This is a genomic window from Paenibacillus sp. J22P59 (genome assembly GCF_059383895.1).
Genome location: NZ_JBXENX010000008.1, coordinates 282676 through 303143, shown reverse-complemented (window position 1 = coordinate 303143; position 20468 = coordinate 282676). Strand labels below are relative to the sequence as shown.

Annotated in this window: 20 protein-coding genes and 1 pseudogene; 14 read left to right on the top strand and 7 right to left on the bottom strand. The window is 45.2% G+C overall.

The features are described from left to right. Positions 1 to 10 precede the first annotated feature (10 nt). Genes AC50YO_RS16190 through AC50YO_RS16175 form a run of 4 tightly spaced genes read right to left on the bottom strand, consistent with a single transcriptional unit; the run spans position 11 to position 4186 of the window. A complete protein-coding gene (locus AC50YO_RS16190; RefSeq protein ID WP_494848607.1) occupies positions 11 to 1120 on the bottom strand; it encodes a GerAB/ArcD/ProY family transporter in 1110 nt (369 codons plus the stop codon). Positions 1121 to 1153: 33 nt separating this feature from the next. Next, positions 1154 to 1384 carry a hypothetical protein gene (locus AC50YO_RS16185; protein WP_494848605.1) on the bottom strand — a complete coding sequence of 77 codons (231 nt, stop codon included), beginning with the start codon at positions 1382 to 1384 and terminating at the stop codon, positions 1154 to 1156. A gap of 49 nt (positions 1385 to 1433) precedes the next feature. Further along, positions 1434 to 2672 carry a Ger(x)C family spore germination protein gene (locus tag AC50YO_RS16180; protein ID WP_494848603.1) on the bottom strand — a complete coding sequence of 413 codons (1239 nt, stop codon included), beginning with the start codon at positions 2670 to 2672 and terminating at the stop codon, positions 1434 to 1436. After that, the gene (locus tag AC50YO_RS16175; protein ID WP_494848601.1) at positions 2621 to 4186 is read right to left on the bottom strand and encodes a spore germination protein; all 1566 of its coding nucleotides are present in this window, start codon (positions 4184 to 4186) and stop codon (positions 2621 to 2623) included. Before AC50YO_RS16175 ends, AC50YO_RS16180 begins: the two co-directional genes overlap by 52 nt. A 139-nt stretch (positions 4187 to 4325) precedes the next feature. Here AC50YO_RS16175 and AC50YO_RS16170 point away from each other — a divergent pair, with 139 nt between their 5' ends. The 7 genes from AC50YO_RS16170 to AC50YO_RS16140 all read left to right on the top strand — a co-directional run bounded on the left by AC50YO_RS16170 (position 4326) and on the right by AC50YO_RS16140 (position 12568). Then, a complete protein-coding gene (locus tag AC50YO_RS16170) occupies positions 4326 to 4970 on the top strand; it encodes a hypothetical protein (protein ID WP_494848599.1) in 645 nt (214 codons plus the stop codon). 141 nt (positions 4971 to 5111) lie between these two features. Continuing rightward, a complete protein-coding gene (locus AC50YO_RS16165) occupies positions 5112 to 6674 on the top strand; it encodes a LysM peptidoglycan-binding domain-containing M23 family metallopeptidase (protein WP_494848598.1) in 1563 nt (520 codons plus the stop codon). Positions 6675 to 6839: 165 nt separating this feature from the next. After that, entirely contained in the window at positions 6840 to 7598 is a 759-nt protein-coding gene (gene yycF, locus AC50YO_RS16160) for a response regulator YycF (RefSeq protein WP_494848596.1), read from the top strand. Then, entirely contained in the window at positions 7595 to 9442 is a 1848-nt protein-coding gene (gene walK, locus AC50YO_RS16155) for a cell wall metabolism sensor histidine kinase WalK (RefSeq protein WP_494848594.1), read from the top strand. Before yycF ends, walK begins: the two co-directional genes overlap by 4 nt. Next, positions 9439 to 10959: a YycH family regulatory protein gene (locus AC50YO_RS16150; RefSeq protein ID WP_494848593.1), complete on the top strand. Its 1521-nt coding sequence runs from the start codon at positions 9439 to 9441 to the stop codon at positions 10957 to 10959. The genes walK and AC50YO_RS16150 overlap by 4 nt, the downstream gene beginning before the upstream one ends. Positions 10960 to 10965: 6 nt before the next feature. Continuing rightward, a complete protein-coding gene (gene yycI / locus AC50YO_RS16145; RefSeq protein WP_494848591.1) occupies positions 10966 to 11718 on the top strand; it encodes a two-component system regulatory protein YycI in 753 nt (250 codons plus the stop codon). Positions 11719 to 11761: 43 nt separating this feature from the next. After that, positions 11762 to 12568: an MBL fold metallo-hydrolase gene (locus AC50YO_RS16140; RefSeq protein ID WP_494848589.1), complete on the top strand. Its 807-nt coding sequence runs from the start codon at positions 11762 to 11764 to the stop codon at positions 12566 to 12568. Here AC50YO_RS16140 and AC50YO_RS16135 read toward each other — a convergent pair. Beyond that, entirely contained in the window at positions 12537 to 12761 is a 225-nt protein-coding gene (locus AC50YO_RS16135; RefSeq protein WP_494848587.1) for a hypothetical protein, read from the bottom strand. The two genes, AC50YO_RS16140 and AC50YO_RS16135, sit on opposite strands and share 32 nt — an antisense overlap. A gap of 181 nt (positions 12762 to 12942) precedes the next feature. Here AC50YO_RS16135 and AC50YO_RS16130 point away from each other — a divergent pair, with 181 nt between their 5' ends. The 4 genes from AC50YO_RS16130 (at position 12943) to rlmH (ending at position 16100) form a co-directional block, all read left to right on the top strand. Further along, the gene (locus AC50YO_RS16130; RefSeq protein WP_494848585.1) at positions 12943 to 14253 is read left to right on the top strand and encodes a S1C family serine protease; all 1311 of its coding nucleotides are present in this window, start codon (positions 12943 to 12945) and stop codon (positions 14251 to 14253) included. A gap of 28 nt (positions 14254 to 14281) precedes the next feature. Then, positions 14282 to 15226: an acetylxylan esterase gene (locus AC50YO_RS16125; RefSeq protein WP_494848583.1), complete on the top strand. Its 945-nt coding sequence runs from the start codon at positions 14282 to 14284 to the stop codon at positions 15224 to 15226. 221 nt (positions 15227 to 15447) lie between these two features. Beyond that, entirely contained in the window at positions 15448 to 15615 is a 168-nt protein-coding gene (locus AC50YO_RS16120; protein ID WP_494848581.1) for a CxxH/CxxC protein, read from the top strand. Between the two features lie 5 nt (positions 15616 to 15620). Continuing rightward, on the top strand, positions 15621 to 16100 hold the full coding sequence (rlmH, locus tag AC50YO_RS16115; RefSeq protein WP_494848717.1) for a 23S rRNA (pseudouridine(1915)-N(3))-methyltransferase RlmH: 480 nt from the start codon (positions 15621 to 15623) through the stop codon (positions 16098 to 16100). An 85-nt stretch (positions 16101 to 16185) separates the two neighbouring features. Here the strand turns inward: rlmH and AC50YO_RS16110 are convergent, their stop codons facing one another. After that, the gene (locus tag AC50YO_RS16110; RefSeq protein WP_494848580.1) at positions 16186 to 16650 is read right to left on the bottom strand and encodes a hypothetical protein; all 465 of its coding nucleotides are present in this window, start codon (positions 16648 to 16650) and stop codon (positions 16186 to 16188) included. Between the two features lie 132 nt (positions 16651 to 16782). Here AC50YO_RS16110 and AC50YO_RS16105 point away from each other — a divergent pair, with 132 nt between their 5' ends. Together AC50YO_RS16105 and AC50YO_RS16100 are read left to right on the top strand one after the other, a co-directional pair. After that, on the top strand, positions 16783 to 17118 hold the full coding sequence (locus AC50YO_RS16105; RefSeq protein WP_494848578.1) for a helix-turn-helix domain-containing protein: 336 nt from the start codon (positions 16783 to 16785) through the stop codon (positions 17116 to 17118). Positions 17119 to 17362: 244 nt separating this feature from the next. Then, positions 17363 to 18844: a metallophosphoesterase gene (locus tag AC50YO_RS16100; protein ID WP_494848577.1), complete on the top strand. Its 1482-nt coding sequence runs from the start codon at positions 17363 to 17365 to the stop codon at positions 18842 to 18844. Positions 18845 to 18855: 11 nt separating this feature from the next. Here AC50YO_RS16100 and AC50YO_RS16095 read toward each other — a convergent pair. Next, positions 18856 to 19560, bottom strand: a pseudogene (locus tag AC50YO_RS16095) (AAA family ATPase); the annotation flags it as partial. Positions 19561 to 20071: 511 nt separating this feature from the next. Between AC50YO_RS16095 and AC50YO_RS16090 the strand changes: the two are divergent. Then, positions 20072 to 20371, top strand: coding sequence for a hypothetical protein (locus tag AC50YO_RS16090; RefSeq protein WP_494848575.1), 300 nt, complete (start codon positions 20072 to 20074; stop codon positions 20369 to 20371). Positions 20372 to 20468 lie beyond the last annotated feature (97 nt).

Genomic DNA, 20468 nt, shown 5'->3' with positions numbered 1-20468 from the left:
GATATGGGCATTAACCGGCAGGTTTGATGGGAGAGCGTTTGAAAAAGAGTTTTCGGAGCAGCATCGCTAAGAACAAGATTACAATCGGCACTGTAAAGCTTAGAAAGAAGTAGATAACCGCATCGTTGGTACCCGCATAAAAATGAATGATAGTAGGCTCTGACCAGTATCCTAATACGGCAATAAGCAGGCCTATAGGCCATATTAAAGGCTTGTAGCTGGAGGTGCCTACCCATTGGGCAAATCCAATAGCAGCAGCGTAATATAGCATGATGGAACGGACAAAGACATCGAGTACCCAGAACACCATAATGATGGAATCGAAGCGAGAGAAGAAGCTGAACAATACTGCATAACGGGTGAGCGTCATAAAAGGAAAGTTAAATACGGAGACGGATTGTCCGAGCGTGAGCAATACAATAAGCATGGTTCCGGTATAGGTAACGAGAGTCCAACAGACAGATAGGAAGGCCCATTTCTGTGCCTTTTTAATATCAGATATGTATGGAAGAAAGAAGGTGGTATAGGCATACATAGAGAACCAAATTTGCAGGAAGGCCGCTCCTTTCATAACAGGCAGAATACCGTCTTCCAGAAAAGGCAGTATTCGATCAGGATGTATGTGAACAGTAAGCGGAAGAGTCAGGATGATCGTAATCGTTATAATAGGCGGTGTAAGCAGCTGGGCACATCGTCCAATTATCTCAACGCCGAATTTTATTGTAAAAGCGCTTAAAGCAATTAATGAAGCGGTCATTACAATGGATGGAGTTTGATTGAAAAACTGGAATACCATAAAGTCAGCGAATTGCCGCGTTTGCTGACTGCTTTGATATAGGATTGTGAGAAGGAAAATCAGACTGACCATTTTCCCAAAAAACTTGCCCAGCAGATCTTCGCTATATTCAATAAGCGACTTTCCAGGGAATTGTCGGTGGAGGTAGCACAGCATCGCAATTATTCCAAAGCTAGTGACTGATCCAAAGATCGGTGTCAGCCACATGTCGCTGCGAGCGAGCAAGTGCAACTGGCTTGGAGCGATGAGCATCCCTGTAGCCAATACAGACAAATAGATCAAGCAAGCAAGCTGAGCTGATGTAATTTTTCCATATTCGAGCATACGGATGACACCTCTCTTGAAATAAAGTAGGATTTAGCTTTTAAACAGGACTTTGCCTAGCGGGCCGAATAGGTAATGGAGCAGCTCAGATGGACCCGGCAAGTCAGGATTAATGACTACCATTAGGGACAGACATACTCCGGGAATATACAGACAGCTATAGGCGACCTTGAGTCGTGTGTTGGTTAGGTGCTTCCAATCTTTGAACAGTATAAGGCCCGCTACGATCAGCAAACCGATGCAGGACCACAATGAGCCATTCATTAGTCTTATACAGCTCCTTTAGATGCAAGGTAGAGGCTTGAAATGGTTGTTATTGTTCCTTTGCCTTTTTCAACACCGTGTTTTCTCCAATAAGTCCTGTGCGCAGGACGGTAAGCTTGACATCATATTGCACTTCAACCTTTGGGAATTGGGTATCCCAGTTTGCCTTTTGCTGCTTCCACTCTTTCGGGTAATGGCGATGGAATTGATCGGCGAAGCCAAGAACATCGGTCTTGGTCTGCTGTGCAGTTGCTACCGCGCTTTTGAGCCGTGTTATTAGAACCTCCTCAAATTCCTTGCCGAGCTTTTTGACAGTTTGCGGCTTCGTCAGATCAAGAGGGGCTGTACTCTCTGTTAAGTTCCCTGCAGCTTCGATCTCTATTCTGATAATCCACTTGCCATCGACAATGAGGGGCTTCAGTTTACAGCGGCTATCGATGAAGGTGAGAGAAGTCAAGCCTCCTTCATCTTTTGAGGTTAGGCTTAGAGTAGCCGATTTAATCTCGTCCCGAATCCATAACAGCCCGCGTGTTTTTTTGTCATCATAGAAGCCGTTCATCTTCAAGTTTTTGAAGGATGCTGAGCCATTGATATAGGGGCTCTTCTTGTTCCCGCTCTTCTTCATTTTAATAGTAGGAAGAATGGCTGTATGAGCCTCGTCTGCCAATTGAACGATGACATCAAGCAGGGAAATATTGAGCCCTGTCTCGATAATAGACATTTCCCGAAGGACCTCCGAGCTATTGCGCTCAATATTGGGCTGCCATTTCAATACTTCGTCGGCAGTGCCTTTACTAATATAGATATTGGCGCTTTCCCGAGGGTGAGGATGTCTCATTAAGAAATCCATCGGATCTTCAATACTGTGCTTAGCCAGCTTTTCCCCGAATACGAAGACATCAGCCTGCCCCCAAAAAAAAGTCCGGGATAGAAACCTTTGCAGCTTACTTGCAGCATCGGCTGTATTCTGTCCAACAGCGCTTTCTACAAGCGACTGTTGTGGACCTCCACTTGGTCCCCCGCCCATTGTAGGGCTATCGGACGAACTAGCTGGCACGTACAGCTGCACGGTTAGTTTGATCTTGTTATCCTCTGCAAGATCAAACCCTGCCCCTGTAACAATAGCAAGGTCATTGACCTCCAGCCTGTCCCAGCATCCTGTCAGGAGAGGAAGGCAAAGGGTGCACACGATGACAAGTGACGTTAAGCGTAAGAGAGTAGAGTGCTTGATGGGTATCAATCCTTTTTTAATCTGGAATTGACAGGACGGGAACGGATTCTGTTCCATAGCTGCCCGGTCCAATGCGGTCTTGTATTCATGGCCCATCTGGGTGCTCTAACGAGCGTATCTTGGAACTCCCCGGTCTGCATCGGCGCCAGCGGTGAAAGATAAGGTACGCCGAAGGAGCGCAGTGCCAGCAAGTGGATAAGGAAGTACAGAGCGGCTAGAACTATGCCATATAGCCCTAGAACGCCAGCGCAGATCATAATCGGGAATCGAATGAGCCGCAATGTCATCCCCAGCGAGAAATTCGGTATTAGAAAAGAGGCTACGCCTGTGAATGCAACCACCATAATCATAGGTGAGGATACAATGCCCGCCGAGATAGCTGCTTGGCCAATGACGAGTGCTCCAACGATGCTGACGGCAGAGCCAACCTGCTTGGGCAGCCTTACTCCAGCCTCTCGCAGCGCTTCAAAGGTTACTTCCATTAAGAGTGCTTCGACAAGGGCGGGAAACGGGATCTGCTCTCGCGATTTGGATATGGTCAGCAGAAGTGTAGAAGGAATCATTTCTTGATGAAACGATAGAACAGCCACATAGAGCGACGGCATGAATACAGCCATGAAACCAAGTATGAATCGCAGCCAACGAATGCCGGTAGATACAATGGATCGTTGATAATAGTCCTCTGGCGATTGCATCATAGTGAATAGAGTTGCAGGGGCGATCAGAGACATCGGTGTACCGTTGATGAGTAAGGCGATTCTTCCTTCAAGCAGGCTGTTTGCGACAACGTCGGGCCGTTCGGTTGCCTGCAATTGGGGAAATGGGGAATAAGGATCGTCTTCAATCCATTCTTCGATAAAATTACTGTCCATTATGCTATCCGCATCAATGCGAGCGAGTCGCTGTTCCATCTCTGCCACTAGACCCGGGTCGGTAATGCCTTCAATATAAGCGATCGCACAAGCTGTCTTGGTATAGCGGCCCAGTGTTATGGACTTCAGCTTGAAGGCGGGTGTCTGCAGTTTGCGGCGCAGCATGGAGGTATTGATGCGCAGCGTTTCTACGAAGCCTTCACGTGGACCGCGTACGACGGTCTCGGCTTCGGGCTCAGCGATGCCCCGCGTCGTCCATTGCTGCAGGTTGAATATGGCTGCCGATGTCTCTCCATCCACTAGAAGAACGGGATTGCCTGAACCGACCTGATCGACCACCTGTTGAATATTCGCAGCAGATTGGGTTCCCGCTATTGAGACCCGCTGCAAGATGGCATCCCAGCCGCTGCTGGAGGCGGGCGAGGGAATATGCTGCAAGGGAGCTAGAATATTTCTATCTATTTCTTGCAAGTCAGAGAGGCCGTCCACATATAGAATGGCTGCTTCGGCACCTTCGAGAATCGTAAATTTGTGAAAAATAAGGTCTGAGCCATTCTGGTATAGCTCTTGCAGCGTTGCAAGATCACGGGTTAAGTGGCCAGTGATAGGGCTGCTGAGCAGGCTGCGCTGCTTCGTAAGAATGGCTTCAAGTGAAGTCTCTTGCTTAGAGGATTGTGGTGTGGATTGCTCGTTAGCCATGGTAACCCTCCGCGGAATATTTTCTTATAGATTGCGCAGCATTCATCCAAAACATACAAACAATTCCAAACCTATATCCTATAGCGAATGCCGTCTCTCATTGTTGACCATAATGGTAGATAACAGGGTGAAAGGGATGATGGCAATGTGGAAAATGACCGGATGGTTGGCGAAAACGGTGGCGGCCGGGCTTATAATAAGCTTTCTCTCCATATGGACGACGGGATATATTGTGAACAGCTACGTACAGACGCTGCTTAAGCAGTACAATCTGCCGCTGGAGGTACAACCGATGGCACTCTCAGGCATGTGGGGGAAGCTATGGGGGACAGATCCTGTACAATCGACCGCGAGTACCGCACCTCAAGAGGATACAGAAGAGCCTGTCGCCGTCGACGCCTTCAGTGATGAAACGCAGGCTCCACTGACGGATATTGGAATAGGGAGCGGGACGAAAGCGAATGGAGAAAAGATAGAGGAACCAGAAGAATCTGTGGAGCCAGTGGAAGAGGCGACTGGGGAGGCTCCGGCTATAGAGGGAACGGAGACGGCCATCACGACGGATGATTTGTCTGAGCTGAAGAGTCAAATGAGCGAGGCGGATAAGGAGCAATTGTTCGGGATGCTGATGGGCAAGCTGCCACAAGAAGCATGGCAGACGATCTCTGGTTATATGGAGAATGGGCTCACTGATGAGGAGCTGACGCTTGTGGAACAGCTCATGGCACAGCATCTGGATAAGGAACAGTACGAACAAATGCTGGGAATTCTGAAGAAATATTAATGATTGGTTCTATTGGGAAAGGTTGCCCCTCATATTAAGCATATGTTAAAGTATTAGGCGAGTGATCCGACGGGACAATTCGCCTTTTTATATGTCTAAAGTCGGAATTAATAGCAGTTTTACCGCGAAAAGGAGACGATAATGACCGTTTTCAGGCTAAAGGATCGGATCCGAAAGGCATTGGACCATACTGTACAGTACTTTCGGCCTATCCGTCCGCAAGACTCGAATGGCAAGACACAGCAACAACCCGCAGGTATGAAGGGCAAAGCTCCTCTATGGCGCAAGAAACCAATCATGCTTACGGCATCAGCGCTGGTACTCCTAGCAACAGCAAGTATTGGCGGAGTCCAATATGTGAAAGCAAACACAGTCGATTACTATAATGTATATAAAGATGGGGAAGCTGTCGGTACGATCAGCGATCCTCAAGAAGTAGAACAATTCTTACAGCTTCAATCCGAGAAAGCACAGCAGGCCAATCCCGATATTAACATGGTGCTCGATACGGGCGACATTACATATGAGAATGATCGTGCCTATAAGGCTGTTCCAGAAACGGAAGCGACATTGAGCAAGCTTGGCGGAATGCTGAAGACTCATGCGCTTGGCGTGGAAGTACGTGTAGATGGCAAGGTGGTTGGTGTTGTTAAGGATCAGGCTGCTGCGGATGCGATTCTAGCCCGCGTGCAGAGCAAATATGCTCCTCAGCTTGCTTCCAAGAAGCAGACGAGAGAGGTTACTGCCCTGTCCTATAATCCGAATGACAAACCGGCCGAAGCAAGTGATGCTCCTGCCAAGGATGGACGTCAGCTAACAGACGTTGCGTTTGTTGAAGATGTGAAGCTAGACAGTGTTAATACAGATCCCGATCAGATTATGGATGCAGACGAGCTGTACACCAAGCTTCTTAATGGTGGCGTAAAAGCGACGAAATACACCGTTCAGAAGGGCGATTGCGTAGGCTGTATTGCTGATAAGTTCAATATTGATGTAGAGGTTATCTATGAGAATAACCGCTGGATTGAAGAAGATAAGATTAAGGCTGGCGATGTACTTGACCTGACCGTGCTGAAGCCAGAGCTGACAGTGAAGACAGTAGAAGAGTTAACGGAGACGATCACGATCGATCCGCCTGTTGAGATTCAGAAGAATGACAATATGCGCGTCGGGGAGTCCAAAGTAATCAGTGAAGGCCAAAGCGGCTCCAAGCGCCTGACTTATACAGTTATTAAGAAGAATGGGTATGTAGTAAGTGAAGAGCTGATAAGCAGCGATATCATTAAAGAAGCGATTGCTTCTATTGTTATGAAGGGCACAAAAGTTGTTCTTGGCGAAGGCACAGGAAACTTCGCTTATCCTGTCACAGGCGCAAGCTTGTCCAGCAAGTATGGCAAGCGTTGGGGAAGATCGCATAAAGGCATCGACCTGACAGGCAATAAGAACATTCTTGCAGCAGATAATGGCGTAGTAGAATTTGTTGGGACGAAGAATGGCTATGGCAAGACTATTATTATTAACCACAAAAACGGATATAAAACCGTTTATGGTCATATGAGCTCCCTTATTGCCAAGGAAGGCCAGATTGTCGAGAAGGGTGACAAGATTGGCATTATGGGCAGCACAGGAAGGTCTACGGGCGTTCATCTTCATTTCGAGATTCATAAGAACGGCGTTGTTGAGAATCCATTAAAGTACTTATAATTTCATAATGATAAATTAGAGATAGAAGGATACCGTGCAGCGCTGGCTGATTGCGGTATCCTTTTTCTGTTATTTACCTTCGCATGAAGGAACTTTAATTGGGAGACGATGCAGCGTTATGGTAATATAGAAGGATAAATAGGATGATCGACAGGCGGTGGGACGATGCACGGGAAAATATTAGTGGTCGACGACGAACAGCCAATTGCAGATATATTGAAATTCAATTTGGAAAAAGAAGGGCATCAGGTTATTTGTGCGTTCGATGGCGGGGAAGCCGTAAGGCTCGCATTCGAGGAGAAGCCTGATCTCATTCTTCTTGATCTTATGCTTCCTGTGAAGGATGGCATGGATGTATGTCGAGAGGTACGGACAAAGCTGCAAATGCCGATTATTATGCTGACAGCTAAGGATACTGAGATTGATAAGGTGCTTGGCCTGGAGCTTGGCGCTGATGATTATGTAACGAAGCCGTTCAGTACACGAGAGCTATTGGCGCGAGTGAAGGCACATTTGCGGCGACAGCAGAAGGCCGCGGAAGCAGCTGCTACGAATGGGGCCAATGCTGGAGACTCTAGTTCCTCAGAGCAGGAGAAGCAAGGCTTAAGCTTGTTCAATTTGTTCATTGATACGGATATGTATGTCGTATACAAAGATAATGAGCCGCTTGACCTGACGCATCGGGAATATGAGCTGGTCTATTATATGGCTCGCAACAGCGGGAAGGTAATGACACGAGAGCATTTGCTGCAAGCCGTATGGGGCTTTGAATATTTCGGTGATGTACGTACGGTTGACGTTACTATTAGACGTCTTCGCGAGAAGATCGAGGATGATCCGAGCCGTCCAGAATATATTATGACGCGCCGGGGACTCGGGTACATGATGCGTAATCCGAAGTCGGGAGGGCTGGGTTACTCATGAATGGGCGGAGATTCTTTCGCACTATTCAAGTAAAGCTGGTCATTATCTACTTGCTGCTCATTCTCGTGGCGATGCAGCTTATCGGCGTTTATTTCATTAGTACGGTGAAGGCATCGCTAACAGATAACTTTACAACGAATTTGAAGGAGCAGGCGGATATTTTGTCCAAGCTGTCTGCCCGCAATTTATCGCTGAAGCCAAGCGGTGACAGCGAAGCTAATCCAGACAATACCGAGGATTTGAGCTTGGTTGTACGCAATCTATTCAGCATTAGCGGAACCGAGGTACAAGTTCTGGATGGGAACGGAAGGGTGGTAGCTACCTCTCTCCAAGTACCAGAATCTTATGTAGGCAAGAAGAATACTACGCTTGCGGTCAGCCGTGCACTCGTCGGCATTACCGATAACGAAGAAGAGATTATAGACGAGAACGGCGTACGCAAGAAGATTATTGCACTGCCTGTCACGTATAACGATAATGATAGAGTTGTCGGAGCGGTGTATATGGTAGCTTCGATGGATAGCTTGTATGATACTGTGAACCGCGTCAATCAGATTTTTTTCTCAGGGACGCTTATTGCCCTAGGGTTGACGGGAGTATTGGGCATTCTTCTGGCGCACACCATTACAAGTCCTATTCAAGGGTTGACCAGGCAAGCGGCGGCTGTAGCCGAAGGCAAGTTCGACCTGCAGGTTCCGGTGCTCGGTGATGATGAGATCGGAAGGCTAAGCCAGGCCTTCAATGATATGACGTTTCGCCTGAAGGATGCCTTATCGGTCAATGAGGAAGAGAATGAAAAGCTGGCGTCGATTTTATCGAATATGAGTGATGGGGTCATCGCGGCTGATGAGAATGGCAAGGTGATGGTCTGGAATCGGCGTTCCTTAGAAATGCTTGAGCTCAAGACCTGTGAGGGCAGCTCTTTGTCAGAGGTGCTTGATCTTCCTGAGCAGAAGCTTCAGGAGCTGAAGCAGGGTGTAGAGCAGACGCTTATTATCTCTCGTGATCCTATGGAAGAAGAGATAGAGGAAGCAGAAGGCGTTCTGCGGGTTACCTTTACACCGATTCATCGTCGGGATAAAGGAATTACCGGAACCATTGCGGTACTGCAGGATGTAACGGAGCAAGAGAAGCTGGAGCAATCCCGTCGTCAGTTCGTTGCTAATGTATCGCATGAGCTGCGTACTCCTCTGACGACCATTAAGAGCTATGCCGAGGCATTGAATGATGGGGCCTTGGATGAGAGAGAGCTGTCGGAACGCTTTGTAGGCGTTATTCGCAATGAGACGGAGAGAATGATTCGTCTTGTTACAGACCTGCTTCATCTGTCTAGGCTCGATTCTAATCAGGCTCCGCTGCGGCGCAGACAGACGAATATACATGATATGCTGGATGAGGTAGCAGATCGCTTCTCTTTCCAATTGCGGCAAAAGACGATTCGAGCTTCGGTTCGTGTGGAGCGCGGCTTGAAGTCTGCATGGCTCGATCGCGATCAGATTGATCAAGTGCTGGATAATCTCATATCCAATGCGATTAAGTACACGCTTGATGGCGGCTCTATCGAGCTAAGCGCTCAGAAGCTTGATCCTGCTACAATAGCTATAAGTGTGAAAGATAGCGGAATTGGTATTCCCAAGAAAGATTTATCCCGGATCTTTGATCGCTTCTATCGGGTGGATAAGGCACGTTCACGGAATATGGGAGGGACGGGGCTTGGCCTGTCCATTGCCCGGGAAATCGTCAAGGCGCATGGAGGAACGATAGCTTTGATGTCAGAGTTGAATGAAGGCACTACAGTGACGTTCATGCTTCCGATCTTGCAAGAGGAAGGTGAGCTTGCATGATTGAGAAGGGCAAGACGCTGCTGCTGGTATTATTGGTTGCGCTGAGTCTAGTTCAATCTTATTTTCTGGCTTACAATATGCCTGGTCTTGGAGCTACCGTGAAGACGGGACAGGATTATATTAATGCAGAACCAATTGGCGAAAAGACCGATGTGGAGAGTGTGATCTTTCCAGAGGAGCTGATTCTTCACTTCGGTGATGATAAGCATACTGTGCTATATCCGGACACAACGTTCTATGACATGATTCTGAAGGATCGGATTCAAGGACGCGAATTCAAAGGCTTCCAGAAGAGCGAGATTGATGTGCTTGATTGGGAGGAAATACGGAAGAGTGAGATCGGCGTAGAGCTTCGTTTCCGCAATGGTATCCCTGTGGAGCTGTTGAAAAATCTGCTTCGAATACAGAGCGATGTTCAATTTCTGGAGGAAACGATTAATCGGGTCTGGATATTCAAGACAGAGGATACGGAAGATGTCCGTACCTTCTTCTTCAGTATGGATGGACAGAGAGTCTATGAATCGACGCAAGCGGATCTGACGATACGGGATGTTCAGGATTATGTAGGCTTCGGCGAATTCCAGACGAATTATGAGGCGACCTCAGATGGGATCTATATCCCAAGCAAGCCAATCCAGTCTGTAGAGATGGTATATGGCTATGAGATCTACTCTCCTGATCTGATGCAGCGCAATCTCTTCTTCGACCCAGGTACAACGAAGGCTTTGCAGAATCGGAACGGCTCTCAGATTTATACCGATGGCAAGCGCGGGCTGCAGATTGAACAGGATGGTTCATGGATGATCTATACCGATCCGGCGGCTTCTCAAAGTGCAGAGAATTTACTAGGGGAGAACGTGTATGCTTCCGTGCAGTTCATTAATGAGCATGGGGGCTGGGATGGTGTCCATCGTTTCGTTAATAAGGGACAAGACCGCGATGGGAAAGCAGGAAGAGTGGTTGTGTTCCAACAATATATGAACCACTATCCTGTTATTCCAACGATCGGATTCCAGTATGGAAGCATGAGGCTTACTTTGCAGCAAGGCGTTGTAACCGAGTATAACCGCTCTTTGATTAAGCTCGAAGACAAGGCCAAAGTCAGAGAATTACGATGGCTTCCAGGCGGAGAGGATCTGAAGGTCGCCTTGCAATATTTCGGGCAGCGTTCGGAGATTGTGAGGCTATTCCCGGCCATGCAGGCTAATCCGCTTGAAGGAAACGAGATCAGGTTCGTGCCTGTGTGGGCAGTGCTGCTGCAGGATGGGACGCAAGAATTGCTGCGTACGGCTTACCCGGCAGGATATAAGCCGCCGCAGACTTCTGCGGATGGTACTGGCAAGAAAGAAGCAGCAGGTGGACAGGCTGATCAAGATCAGGCTGTGTCGACTGGCTTATCCGCTTCGGCGGACAAGATCAGCGTGAAGACCGAAGCTCTGCTGTTCAATGATCAGGGACAAGGCTTGAATAAAGGAATTGAACAAGATGCTGCGAAGCTGCGGCAGGAGCGGGGGTGAGTTCCGGTGGATTGGGGCAGGGCAAAGAGTGTGCTCATTATCTCGTTTCTGCTGCTTAATGTATTGCTCGGCTATCAGGTATGGTCGGACATTACGGAGCGGCTCGATGCGAACAAGAATACGGCGGAGCTGCCGCCGGAGACGGAGACTGTCATGAAGCAGAAGCGAATTCAAATGGCAGCAACCTTGCCGCTGGAGACGCCGAAGCTTCGCGATCTGACTTATATGCTCAAGAATGGCAGCTTCGATCTGGACGATCAGAAGGAAGTTCGTCTAGAGAAGCCAGTCGATGGCAAACTGATTTTTATATCTATAAAAAATTTGGAGAAGGCACTCGATGGCCAGATCCCGGATTTCGAGAATTATGTATTCGATCCCAAGACTAGCCGTGAAGGTGTGTTCGTTTTATATCGGGTTCTGGATAATCTTCCTTTATACGAAGTGAAGCTGGAGCTTTATTACAATCAGCTCAATCAGCAAATTATAGGCTACAAGCAGGTTCGTGTAGACATTCTGGGACCAGGGGATACGAAGGAGCAGACGGTGCTTCCAGCATCGAAAGCAGTAGCTCCCTTCATTGAACGGAATTTGCCAAGCGGAGCGGTCATTACAGATATACAATTAGGCTACCATGGTCAGACATTCGATACAGAGACGCAGGTATCTGCCCCTTATTGGCGGGTGCTTCTAGAAGATGGAACCCCTTATTATATTCATGCGATAAGCGGGGAAGTTGCCCAAGCAAAGGAACAAGAGTAGGATGGGAACCTAGGTAGCGGGAGAAAGGACAGGACGAGGGGAAATGGGATTACGATTTACGGTATTGGCGAGCGGTTCGACGGGGAATGCCACGATAGTGAATAATGGCGACAAAACGGTGCTGGTGGATGCCGGACTTAGCGCCAAAAAAATGGATGAGCTGATGCGTGAGCGCGGTATAGCGGGCAATCAGATTGATGCGCTGTTCGTTACGCATGAGCATTCCGATCATATAAAAGGGCTAGGCGCCTTTGCTCGTAAGCATGACTTGCCTATCTATGCGAACGAGGCAACTTGGGGCGCGATGGAACGGCATGTTGGGACAATTGCGGCTGAGAAGCGGGTCATTATTCAGACGGGTGAAGCGCTCAGATTCGGGTCGATGCAGGTGCAATCGTATCCGATCTCTCATGATGCTGCTGAGCCTGTCGGATATACATTCGAAGATTGTGGTGAAAAGCTGAGTCTTGCGACGGATTTAGGGTATATGAGTGATAAGGTCAAAAAAAATATCATTGATTCGGATGTTCTGGTGCTAGAATCGAATCATGATACGGAGATGCTTCGTATGGGGCGCTATCCGTGGAACATTAAGCGGCGCATTCTTAGCGACGTGGGTCATTTATCCAATGTCGCGGCCGGTGAAGCATTATGTGAGCTGATCACCGACCGTACTAAGCGTGTTTATTTGGCTCATTTGAGTTTGGATCATAATTTGATGGACTTAGCGATGCTTACGGTTAATAATATATTAGAGGATAACGGCATTTTTTATAAAAAAGAGGAATTTCCACTTCGACATACCTATCATGATAAGTCTACGCCATGGGATGAAGTGAAGCAGAAATAAGCGACTCAAGCTGGTCATCCAGCAGCTCGGTCTTGGCCTGAAGCTCTTCGCGAGTAATCAGCCCCTTATCGACAAGAAGCTCAAGTATGGCGCTCATCGTAAGCACGGTACGGTAATGCTCCTCTGTCAGGTCAGCTAGCTTGGCAGCCACCTGAACTTGTTCCCAAGCAGATGGTGATGATTTGGTTTTCATAGAGATGCTCCTCTCTTATGTACAACTTGGCCATTCTTGATACAACGCAATGCTGCTCTCGACACAACACTGGCAAAGAAATTATGGAATCTATTATTATTGTAGTCAAATCTTCCGAAAACATTCCTAGAAACGAAAATAGTCTTGATATCCGTAGAGGATATCGAGAGGAGCGATCATAATGGGCTTATTCGATGACGATTTCTATTCGACGAAAGTATCAAGGCGAGCTCGTTCCTCAAGACGGGATGAGATGGACTTTTCTAATAAACGTGGGAAGCGCAATTGGTCGAATGTCCGTATTGCATTTATATCTTCCTCAACTAGTGCGATTGCGGCTGTATTGCTATTCGGTGCTTTTTTTGGCGGCGGTGGCGATGGCTTAGCGACAACAGGTGCTACACCTACTGCTGTATCCGATTCACTAGAGCATCGGCCGATACAGGCTTCAGCTAAGGTTAGGCCTGCTGTTGTCAGTATTATCAATGAACAGCTATTTCCTTATGGTCTTGGACAACAGGGCAGCAGTGAAGATCTTGCTGATCAGGACCAAGATGGAATCCTGGAGGAAGCTGGAGTAGGCTCGGGCGTTATTTTTCGTAAAGAGGGCGGCAAGGCTTATATTATTACGAACTATCATGTCGTAGTTAATGCTCAGTCTGTGAAGGCTGTTCTTATAAATGGAGAGAAACGGGAAGCGAAGGTAGTCGGCAAGGATCAAATTACCGATCTTGCTGTGCTTGAGATTGACAGCAAGGGGATTGATACGATTGCGGAGATTGGGGATTCTTCTGCGCTTCGTCCAGCGGAGTTCGTAATTGCGATTGGCAATCCGCTTGGCTTAGGTGATTCTTTATCAATCGGGATTATTAGCAAGACCCGTCAGATTGTACCGGTATCGCTCAATCAAGATGGCGTCTATGATTGGGAGCAAGAGGTTATCCAGGTGAATGCTTCAATTAATCAAGGCAACAGCGGCGGTCCGTTAGTGGATATGAATGGCCGGGTTGTAGGCATTAACAGCATGAAGATTGCGGATGTGGGCGTAGAAGGCTTGGGCTTCGCAATTCCGATTAATCATGCGATGCCGATTATAGAAAGCTTGATGAAGCAGGGCTATGTATCCCGTCCTTATATGGGCGTCTACACCATGGATTTAGACCAGTATTATGCTCAGCAAGGATTGCCGGAGGATAGCGGAGAGACTAAGAATGGAGAAGATTCTGAGACTCCAGAGCTTAAGCTGCCTGACGAAGTGTTCGCTGGAGTGATCGTATTGGAAGCTGTCGGTCCGGGCAAAGAGGGCGGGCTTCTGTTCAATGATGTGATCGTGAAGCTGGATGGCCATGCGATCAGCAGTACGATGGAGCTTCGCAAGTATTTGTATGGCAAGAAGAAAATAGGCGATGATATTGAAATCACCTACTATCGCGATGGCAAGCTGAAGACGACGAAGTTCAAGCTTGGCGAGAAGACGGAAGAGGAACAGTAATCTCAACATAGAGCAGGAGAGACCCGGCATGAATGCGATTGAGAAAAGAATTGAAGAGCTTTATCGGTATATGCCGGATACGACGCCTCCAGTTGATATGGATCAGTTCTGGCAGAAGACCTTCGAGGAAGCTCGGAGCCGTCCGCTTGTAGCAGTAAGGGAGCTGACGGAGACGCCGTTAATGGCGGTTGATGTGTATCATGTCACCTTTGAGGGCTATGACGATACTCCGCTCAAGGGCTGGTATATTGTCCCGAAATTCACTTCGGACCGCTTGCTCCCCTGTGTCGTGTCGTTCCATGGTTATACGAGCGGTAAAGGTTATCCCGAACAATATTCCGATTGGCTGCTGATGGGCATGGCTGTGTTCGCAGTTGATGTTCGCGGCCAAGGAGAGACAGGGAACCGATTGGATAATGAATATGGCATGGTCAAGGGCTGGGTAACACAAGGCATTCTGGATAAGGATACTTGTTATTATAAAGCTATTACCGTTGATGCCTTGAAGGCGCTGGAATGGGTAGCTGCACAAGCGGAGATTGACCCCGCGCGAATTGCGGTTACCGGGGACAGCCAAGGCGGAGGCCTGAGCATGATTGCTGCGGCATTAAGCAATGTGCCTGCTGCCGCTGTATCGAATATTCCGAATATGTGCCATATGGATTTTGGCGTGTTGAACTCTACAGGCTCACTATCTGAAGTCGCGGACTTCGTAAATCGCTTTCCCGAGCATCTGGATCGCGTGATGGAGACGCTGCGTTATTTTGACTTGGTATACTTGGCAGAGATGATCTCGATTCCGATTATGGTATCTGTCGGTCTGAAGGATATCGTATGTATGCCTGAGACTGTATTCGCGGCATATAACCGCATCCGCTCGGAGAAGATTCTGAAGGTGTATCCGTTCACCGGACATCATGTTAGCGGCTTTCAGAAGCGACAATCGCTGGAGTTCTTGAATAAACATTTGTAGGAGCGTGTCCGCGAAGCGGGCATGCTTTTTTTTGTGTGGAGTGGGAAGGGATTGTAACAGCATGTTTTTGCAAAGCATTAGGGGCCTTAGAAGATGTAAGTTTGCGCCTTCACAGATGTAGTCGAATTCTGCTATGCTAGGGAGGTAAGGTTGTTCGTGTTGTTATAGACCACAGCTGGGCAATCTAATTAAATCATCAGCATGAGAGGAATCGAGACATTATGTATTGTGTATGCAAAGGACATGTTGAATTAGCTATTGATAAATTCGTAGATGAATATGAAGACGCACCGGATATGGTTGATTTGAAAGAAACGGAGTTCGCGGACTGGGACCCACCGCGCAAGTGTGACTTGTGCGAAGAAGGCGCCGAGTTCCTGCTCGTATAACAGCTATGCATATTCAGATTGCTGCTGTTGGGAAGCTGAAGGAGAAGTATCTTGTGCTTGGCATCGCAGAGTATGCCAAGCGGCTCGGGCCTTACGTGAAGCTTACGCTCACGGAAGTGCCCGATGAGAAGGCGCCGGAGACGATGAGTCCGGCGGAGGAAGCGCAAGTGCGCGAGCGAGAGGGCGAACGGCTTCTAGCGCAGCTGAAGCCGGATGCGCATGTTGTCGCGCTCGCGCTAGATGGGGAGCTGTGGTCAAGCGAGGATCTCGCGACCCAGCTCGATAAGTTAGCCACGTATGGCCGCAGCCACGTGGCTTTTGTTATTGGTGGGAGCACGGGCCTTGCTCCCGCTGTTCTTGCTCGCGCCCAGCAGAAGCTGAGCTTCGGGCGCATGACCTTGCCGCATCAGCTGATGCGGCTGGTGCTGATTGAGCAGATTTATCGCGGCGTGAAGATAAATCGGGGGGAGCCGTATCATAAGTAGGGCGAAATTTTAATGTATACTATATTTTTGGTTAAATCAACGCTCCAGTGAAAAAATGCTGGAGCGTTGATTACTTGTTTGGGGACTAGTTGGCTTCAACAGAATTTTGCAAATGGGCAAACTTTCTGACTTCATTTTTAATAAATTTCTTAATTGCGCTTTTATTGTATTGAATTTCGAGTAGTTCTGAAAAAGAATATTGAAGGATGTGAGTTTCATTTATTATTAAAAGCATAGTGGGTTGAGAAATTACCTTGTAATTATGAGAATTTAAGTACTTTTTAAACTTATTAAGGGGAGTGTTTTGACTTAATTGTTTTTTAGAAGTATTGACAATGTATTGTCCAGCCTTATTGTCAACCTTTAAGTTGTTAATAATTAATAGATCAACAACATCTCCATTTGAAAGTTTGGCCGAAGCTATTCTGCAGGGATTGTTTTTCATTTTTTTTGAGGATGCATAAATAACTGATTCTGAATTTTCAACCTTTCGTTTCAATTTTACACTATCAACTTCAGTAATAATTCTCTTTGGCACAAGCTTTAACATAAAAATTCATCTCCTTATGATTTGTTTTAATTTAAAGTGGCTTATTGTATACTAAAGTTAGCACAGTGCTATTTTAGTGTCAATACAGTTTTATTATAGTTTCAATATATATAACTAATTACGGAGGATGAAATGAGAAGAGTAACAATGTTGAAGTATTTAGAATTTGCAGCACACTGTGATTTAAAAGCTAAGGATTATAAAGTCTTACTTTACTTATTGTCAGATCTGATAGGAATGAATGAAATATTGATAAACCAAAATATTACTGCTGAGGAACTAGGACTTACCAAATCAGATGTATCAAAAGCGCTTAGAAGATTAGAGAAAAATAAAATATTATACTTTGACTGGATTTCAGAGAGAAAGAAAAGTATCAGTCTAATGGAATATGATGATGACGAGCTAGATGAATTAATTTCTGAAAAAATAGAGGAGAAAGTTTCGTTACTTGATGAGTGGGAGTAGTAATATCGTTATCCTTAATGCATTGAAATAGATCCACTATTAGGTGTGTTAAAGAAGTTATTGATTGATCGAGTCTGCGTTGCTGGAATGGGGAATGACGTTGTAGGGGATCAAATTTTGTTATCAGAGAACGCACTAGTTTGTAGAGCGTAACGTCAGCTTGATCTTCCCTAACTCTAATTTATCAGACGAAAGAATTTCCAATGAATCATTCCACATAAAATTAATAGGGGTGATAGTTCAAATGGCTGATCTAATAATTTCAAATAGTAACATCGCTAGTGAATCATCAGAGAAACCAATTGTCTTCATATCTGATTTGCATTTTGATTATACCAAAAGAAAACTCAAGGCAAGAGCAGCTTCGCGAATGAAAGACGATTTTATTACCTTTATAAAGGAGCACTATGCTGACAGCATATCATGCTTAGCAGGGGATCTTTTCAATAACTATAAAAAGACTCTTTTGTTTGTGAAGGAGCTAGAGCAAAAACAAGTAGTAGGTTTTTTTGTACTGGGAAATCATGATTACTGGAACGACGGTACAAAGAGTCATCTGGATATTATCGAGCTGTTTTCTAAAGAAACGCAAGATAATCAATATTTCAAGTTTCTTGTTACTGGTCGCAGATATTATTATAACGATATTTGTGTTATTGGTGATACAGGTTGGACGAGTTTTCGTCGCGGAAAGCGTCAAGTAACGCTGAAGCATTTTATGGCTCTTCCAGATGCTCAAAAAGTAAATGATTTTAGCCCTAAAAAGATTATAGCTTTACATAATGAGTGGGTGAGTTTTGCTAATGATGTATTAAACAAGGAAGAAAAAGTATTGATAATTACACATTTTCCTATGTTTGATCTTACGAAAGAGGATAAAGACTGTTGGTGGAGTTCAACAACTGTACTCAAAGGTGACAATAGTTGGCGAATATTTGGACATACCCACAGAAGTGAGCAACAATACAACAATGTTTCATCACAGCGAGGCTATTACAATAGTGCTACGGAAGATCAGGAACGGTTTGGGATTAAACAATACTCTGCCTATTCATTTGGAAAACTTGAAAAATCGGTTGATCAACATAGTATTACTTCAAGTAATTTTGAAACGATTTCAAAATTTCACTCTCCTATCATTGTGTCTAACGCCAAAAATGAATTGGCATTAATTACGACCGTAAAACGAAGAGGGTATAAGCGATGTGCTGCAAATAAGTATAACTTTGCGGTTCTCGCTAATTCACCAGAAGCTTACATTGAAATGGTAAAAGATATAACAAATGGGTATTTAAGAGATACATATATCGGATATTCTTTTTCTGGACGCATGTCCAAGCAAGTGGTAAAAGCTATCTATCAATCAATTGCAATTATAGAAAGCGGAGATTTTTCAGACATAAGAGCCTTTATGACCGCAGCTGTAATAACAGGATATGTTTTTAACAGAATGCCCCTCTCTATTGAAGAAATGCGTCCATTGGATGATTATGATGTGTTGAGATTTTGGTTAATGTTATTAACACTAAAACATTATGAGTTTGATATAGAATCAATTAATACTATACGAAGTGACAAAAAGAAACACATCACATTTTGCAACGTTGATATGTATCTGCCAGCAGTAAACGATTTGTCGCTCAATGCAGATGAGGTGCAAATGCTGATGCAGAAGACACCGTTATTACCTCGACCAGTCGTATTATTAGAAAATAGATCAACCTAAATGTGCCGTTTCTAACGTCCGGACCAGCTCTTGCACCGTGATTTAATAACTATGTACCGTTGTGTTGAACTGGAGTTCATGAAAAGCAAAGGGTGTTGATTATGGATATGTTGGTCAACCTCTTTAATTCCAGTGCAAATTTCAATTAGCCGTTCACAATTCCCGATTTTTTCAATTGTAACATTATGCTGTTGACACATTGGGGTTAATAATTCTATTTCCTGTTCCCCCTCAACAAAGAGAATCTTACTGTATAGGCTACTAACTCCTAATTCCCTTAGTTTCTTTTCACAAGTCTCATATTGTAGCAGGGTTAAACCTGTATTTTCTAAGGCAAAATTACTCCCGATATTAAATAACGACATAATTAGCACTTTTGAGTGTGTAAAAAAGATAGTTTGTGAAATTTTGTTGGACGAAGTAATTGGTAGGTATGAATTCACTTTCGAAACAAGAGAAGCAGATCCCGGCATTTTTTTTATGGTTTGTATATAGGTCTCTTCATTGTTACATAACTGATTTAGTAGTTTGGCAAATTTGCAGATTAGATCCTCGTGTAAATGATTCTCTGGTTCATCGACCAGTAAAATACTTATTCGTCCTACCAAGTTTAAATAAAGGAACAAATAGAAGACAGTCTTCTCTCCAGCACTAAGGTGTCTCATATCATACTTTTTTCCACCTGTTTCTCTATTTGTAACCAAATTAATAATTTCATCAGGTCTAAAATTGTTTAAAGAGCAATGTTGCTAGCTTGAAATATAAATTCTGTTTTCCTTTAGTTGGTTTCAATCTTTCATATGCATAATCCATTAACAAATTTTTATAAAGTAAATGGAACGTCTCACGTGGCGAGAATATCATATTCAGTGTTAACCAGGATTCTCTACTTAGAGCCAGTTCATTTCTTATAGTAATGTGTAATTCGGAAAAGGGTGTATTTGTGTCATTATAGTGCTTATTGGATTCGATAAAGACAATTACTTCTGTGGGATTCTCTAGATTCCAATATTGATCTAACTTGTCCTTGTCCTCTGGGCTTATAGATAAATTTCAATTGATTGTCTCGGAAGTTACCTCCGCATTAAGTGTGATTACAACAACAGTAGTATCCTCTAAAATAAAATCTACTGTTATAGCAGCGGTTCTGGCGCATAACGTATCGTTCAATTTACTTAAGAAGAATTCTTTTGCATTAAATGTGAAGTTACTATCAGGAAATGTGATTTGAAGTTTTTGAAAAAAGTATGCTTGTTGTACAAGAAGCAAGGAGTCCGCTATAGTCGTTTAGCATTTGCAATAGCTTGTAGGTGGATAAGTCGTTTAGATTTTGTATTACATCCAGAATGGGATAACGATTTGCCTTTCAGCTTGCTTAAAGACTTTGATGATGCTTCAGGTGCCATTCAACTTAAGCTATTTAATAGAAGAGATATTGATGTGGATCGAATTAGAAAAGCTGTGACTCTATCTATTGAGCCAGAAGTCCCATTTTGTTTAACTAAAGACATAGAGTTTTCAACATAAGAGTCATTTGATTATATTGTATTGTGTCAGTCTCCTGGCTATACTCCACAATCGGCTGATTTGCTATTAGATGTAATTGCCGATTATATTGAGCTTA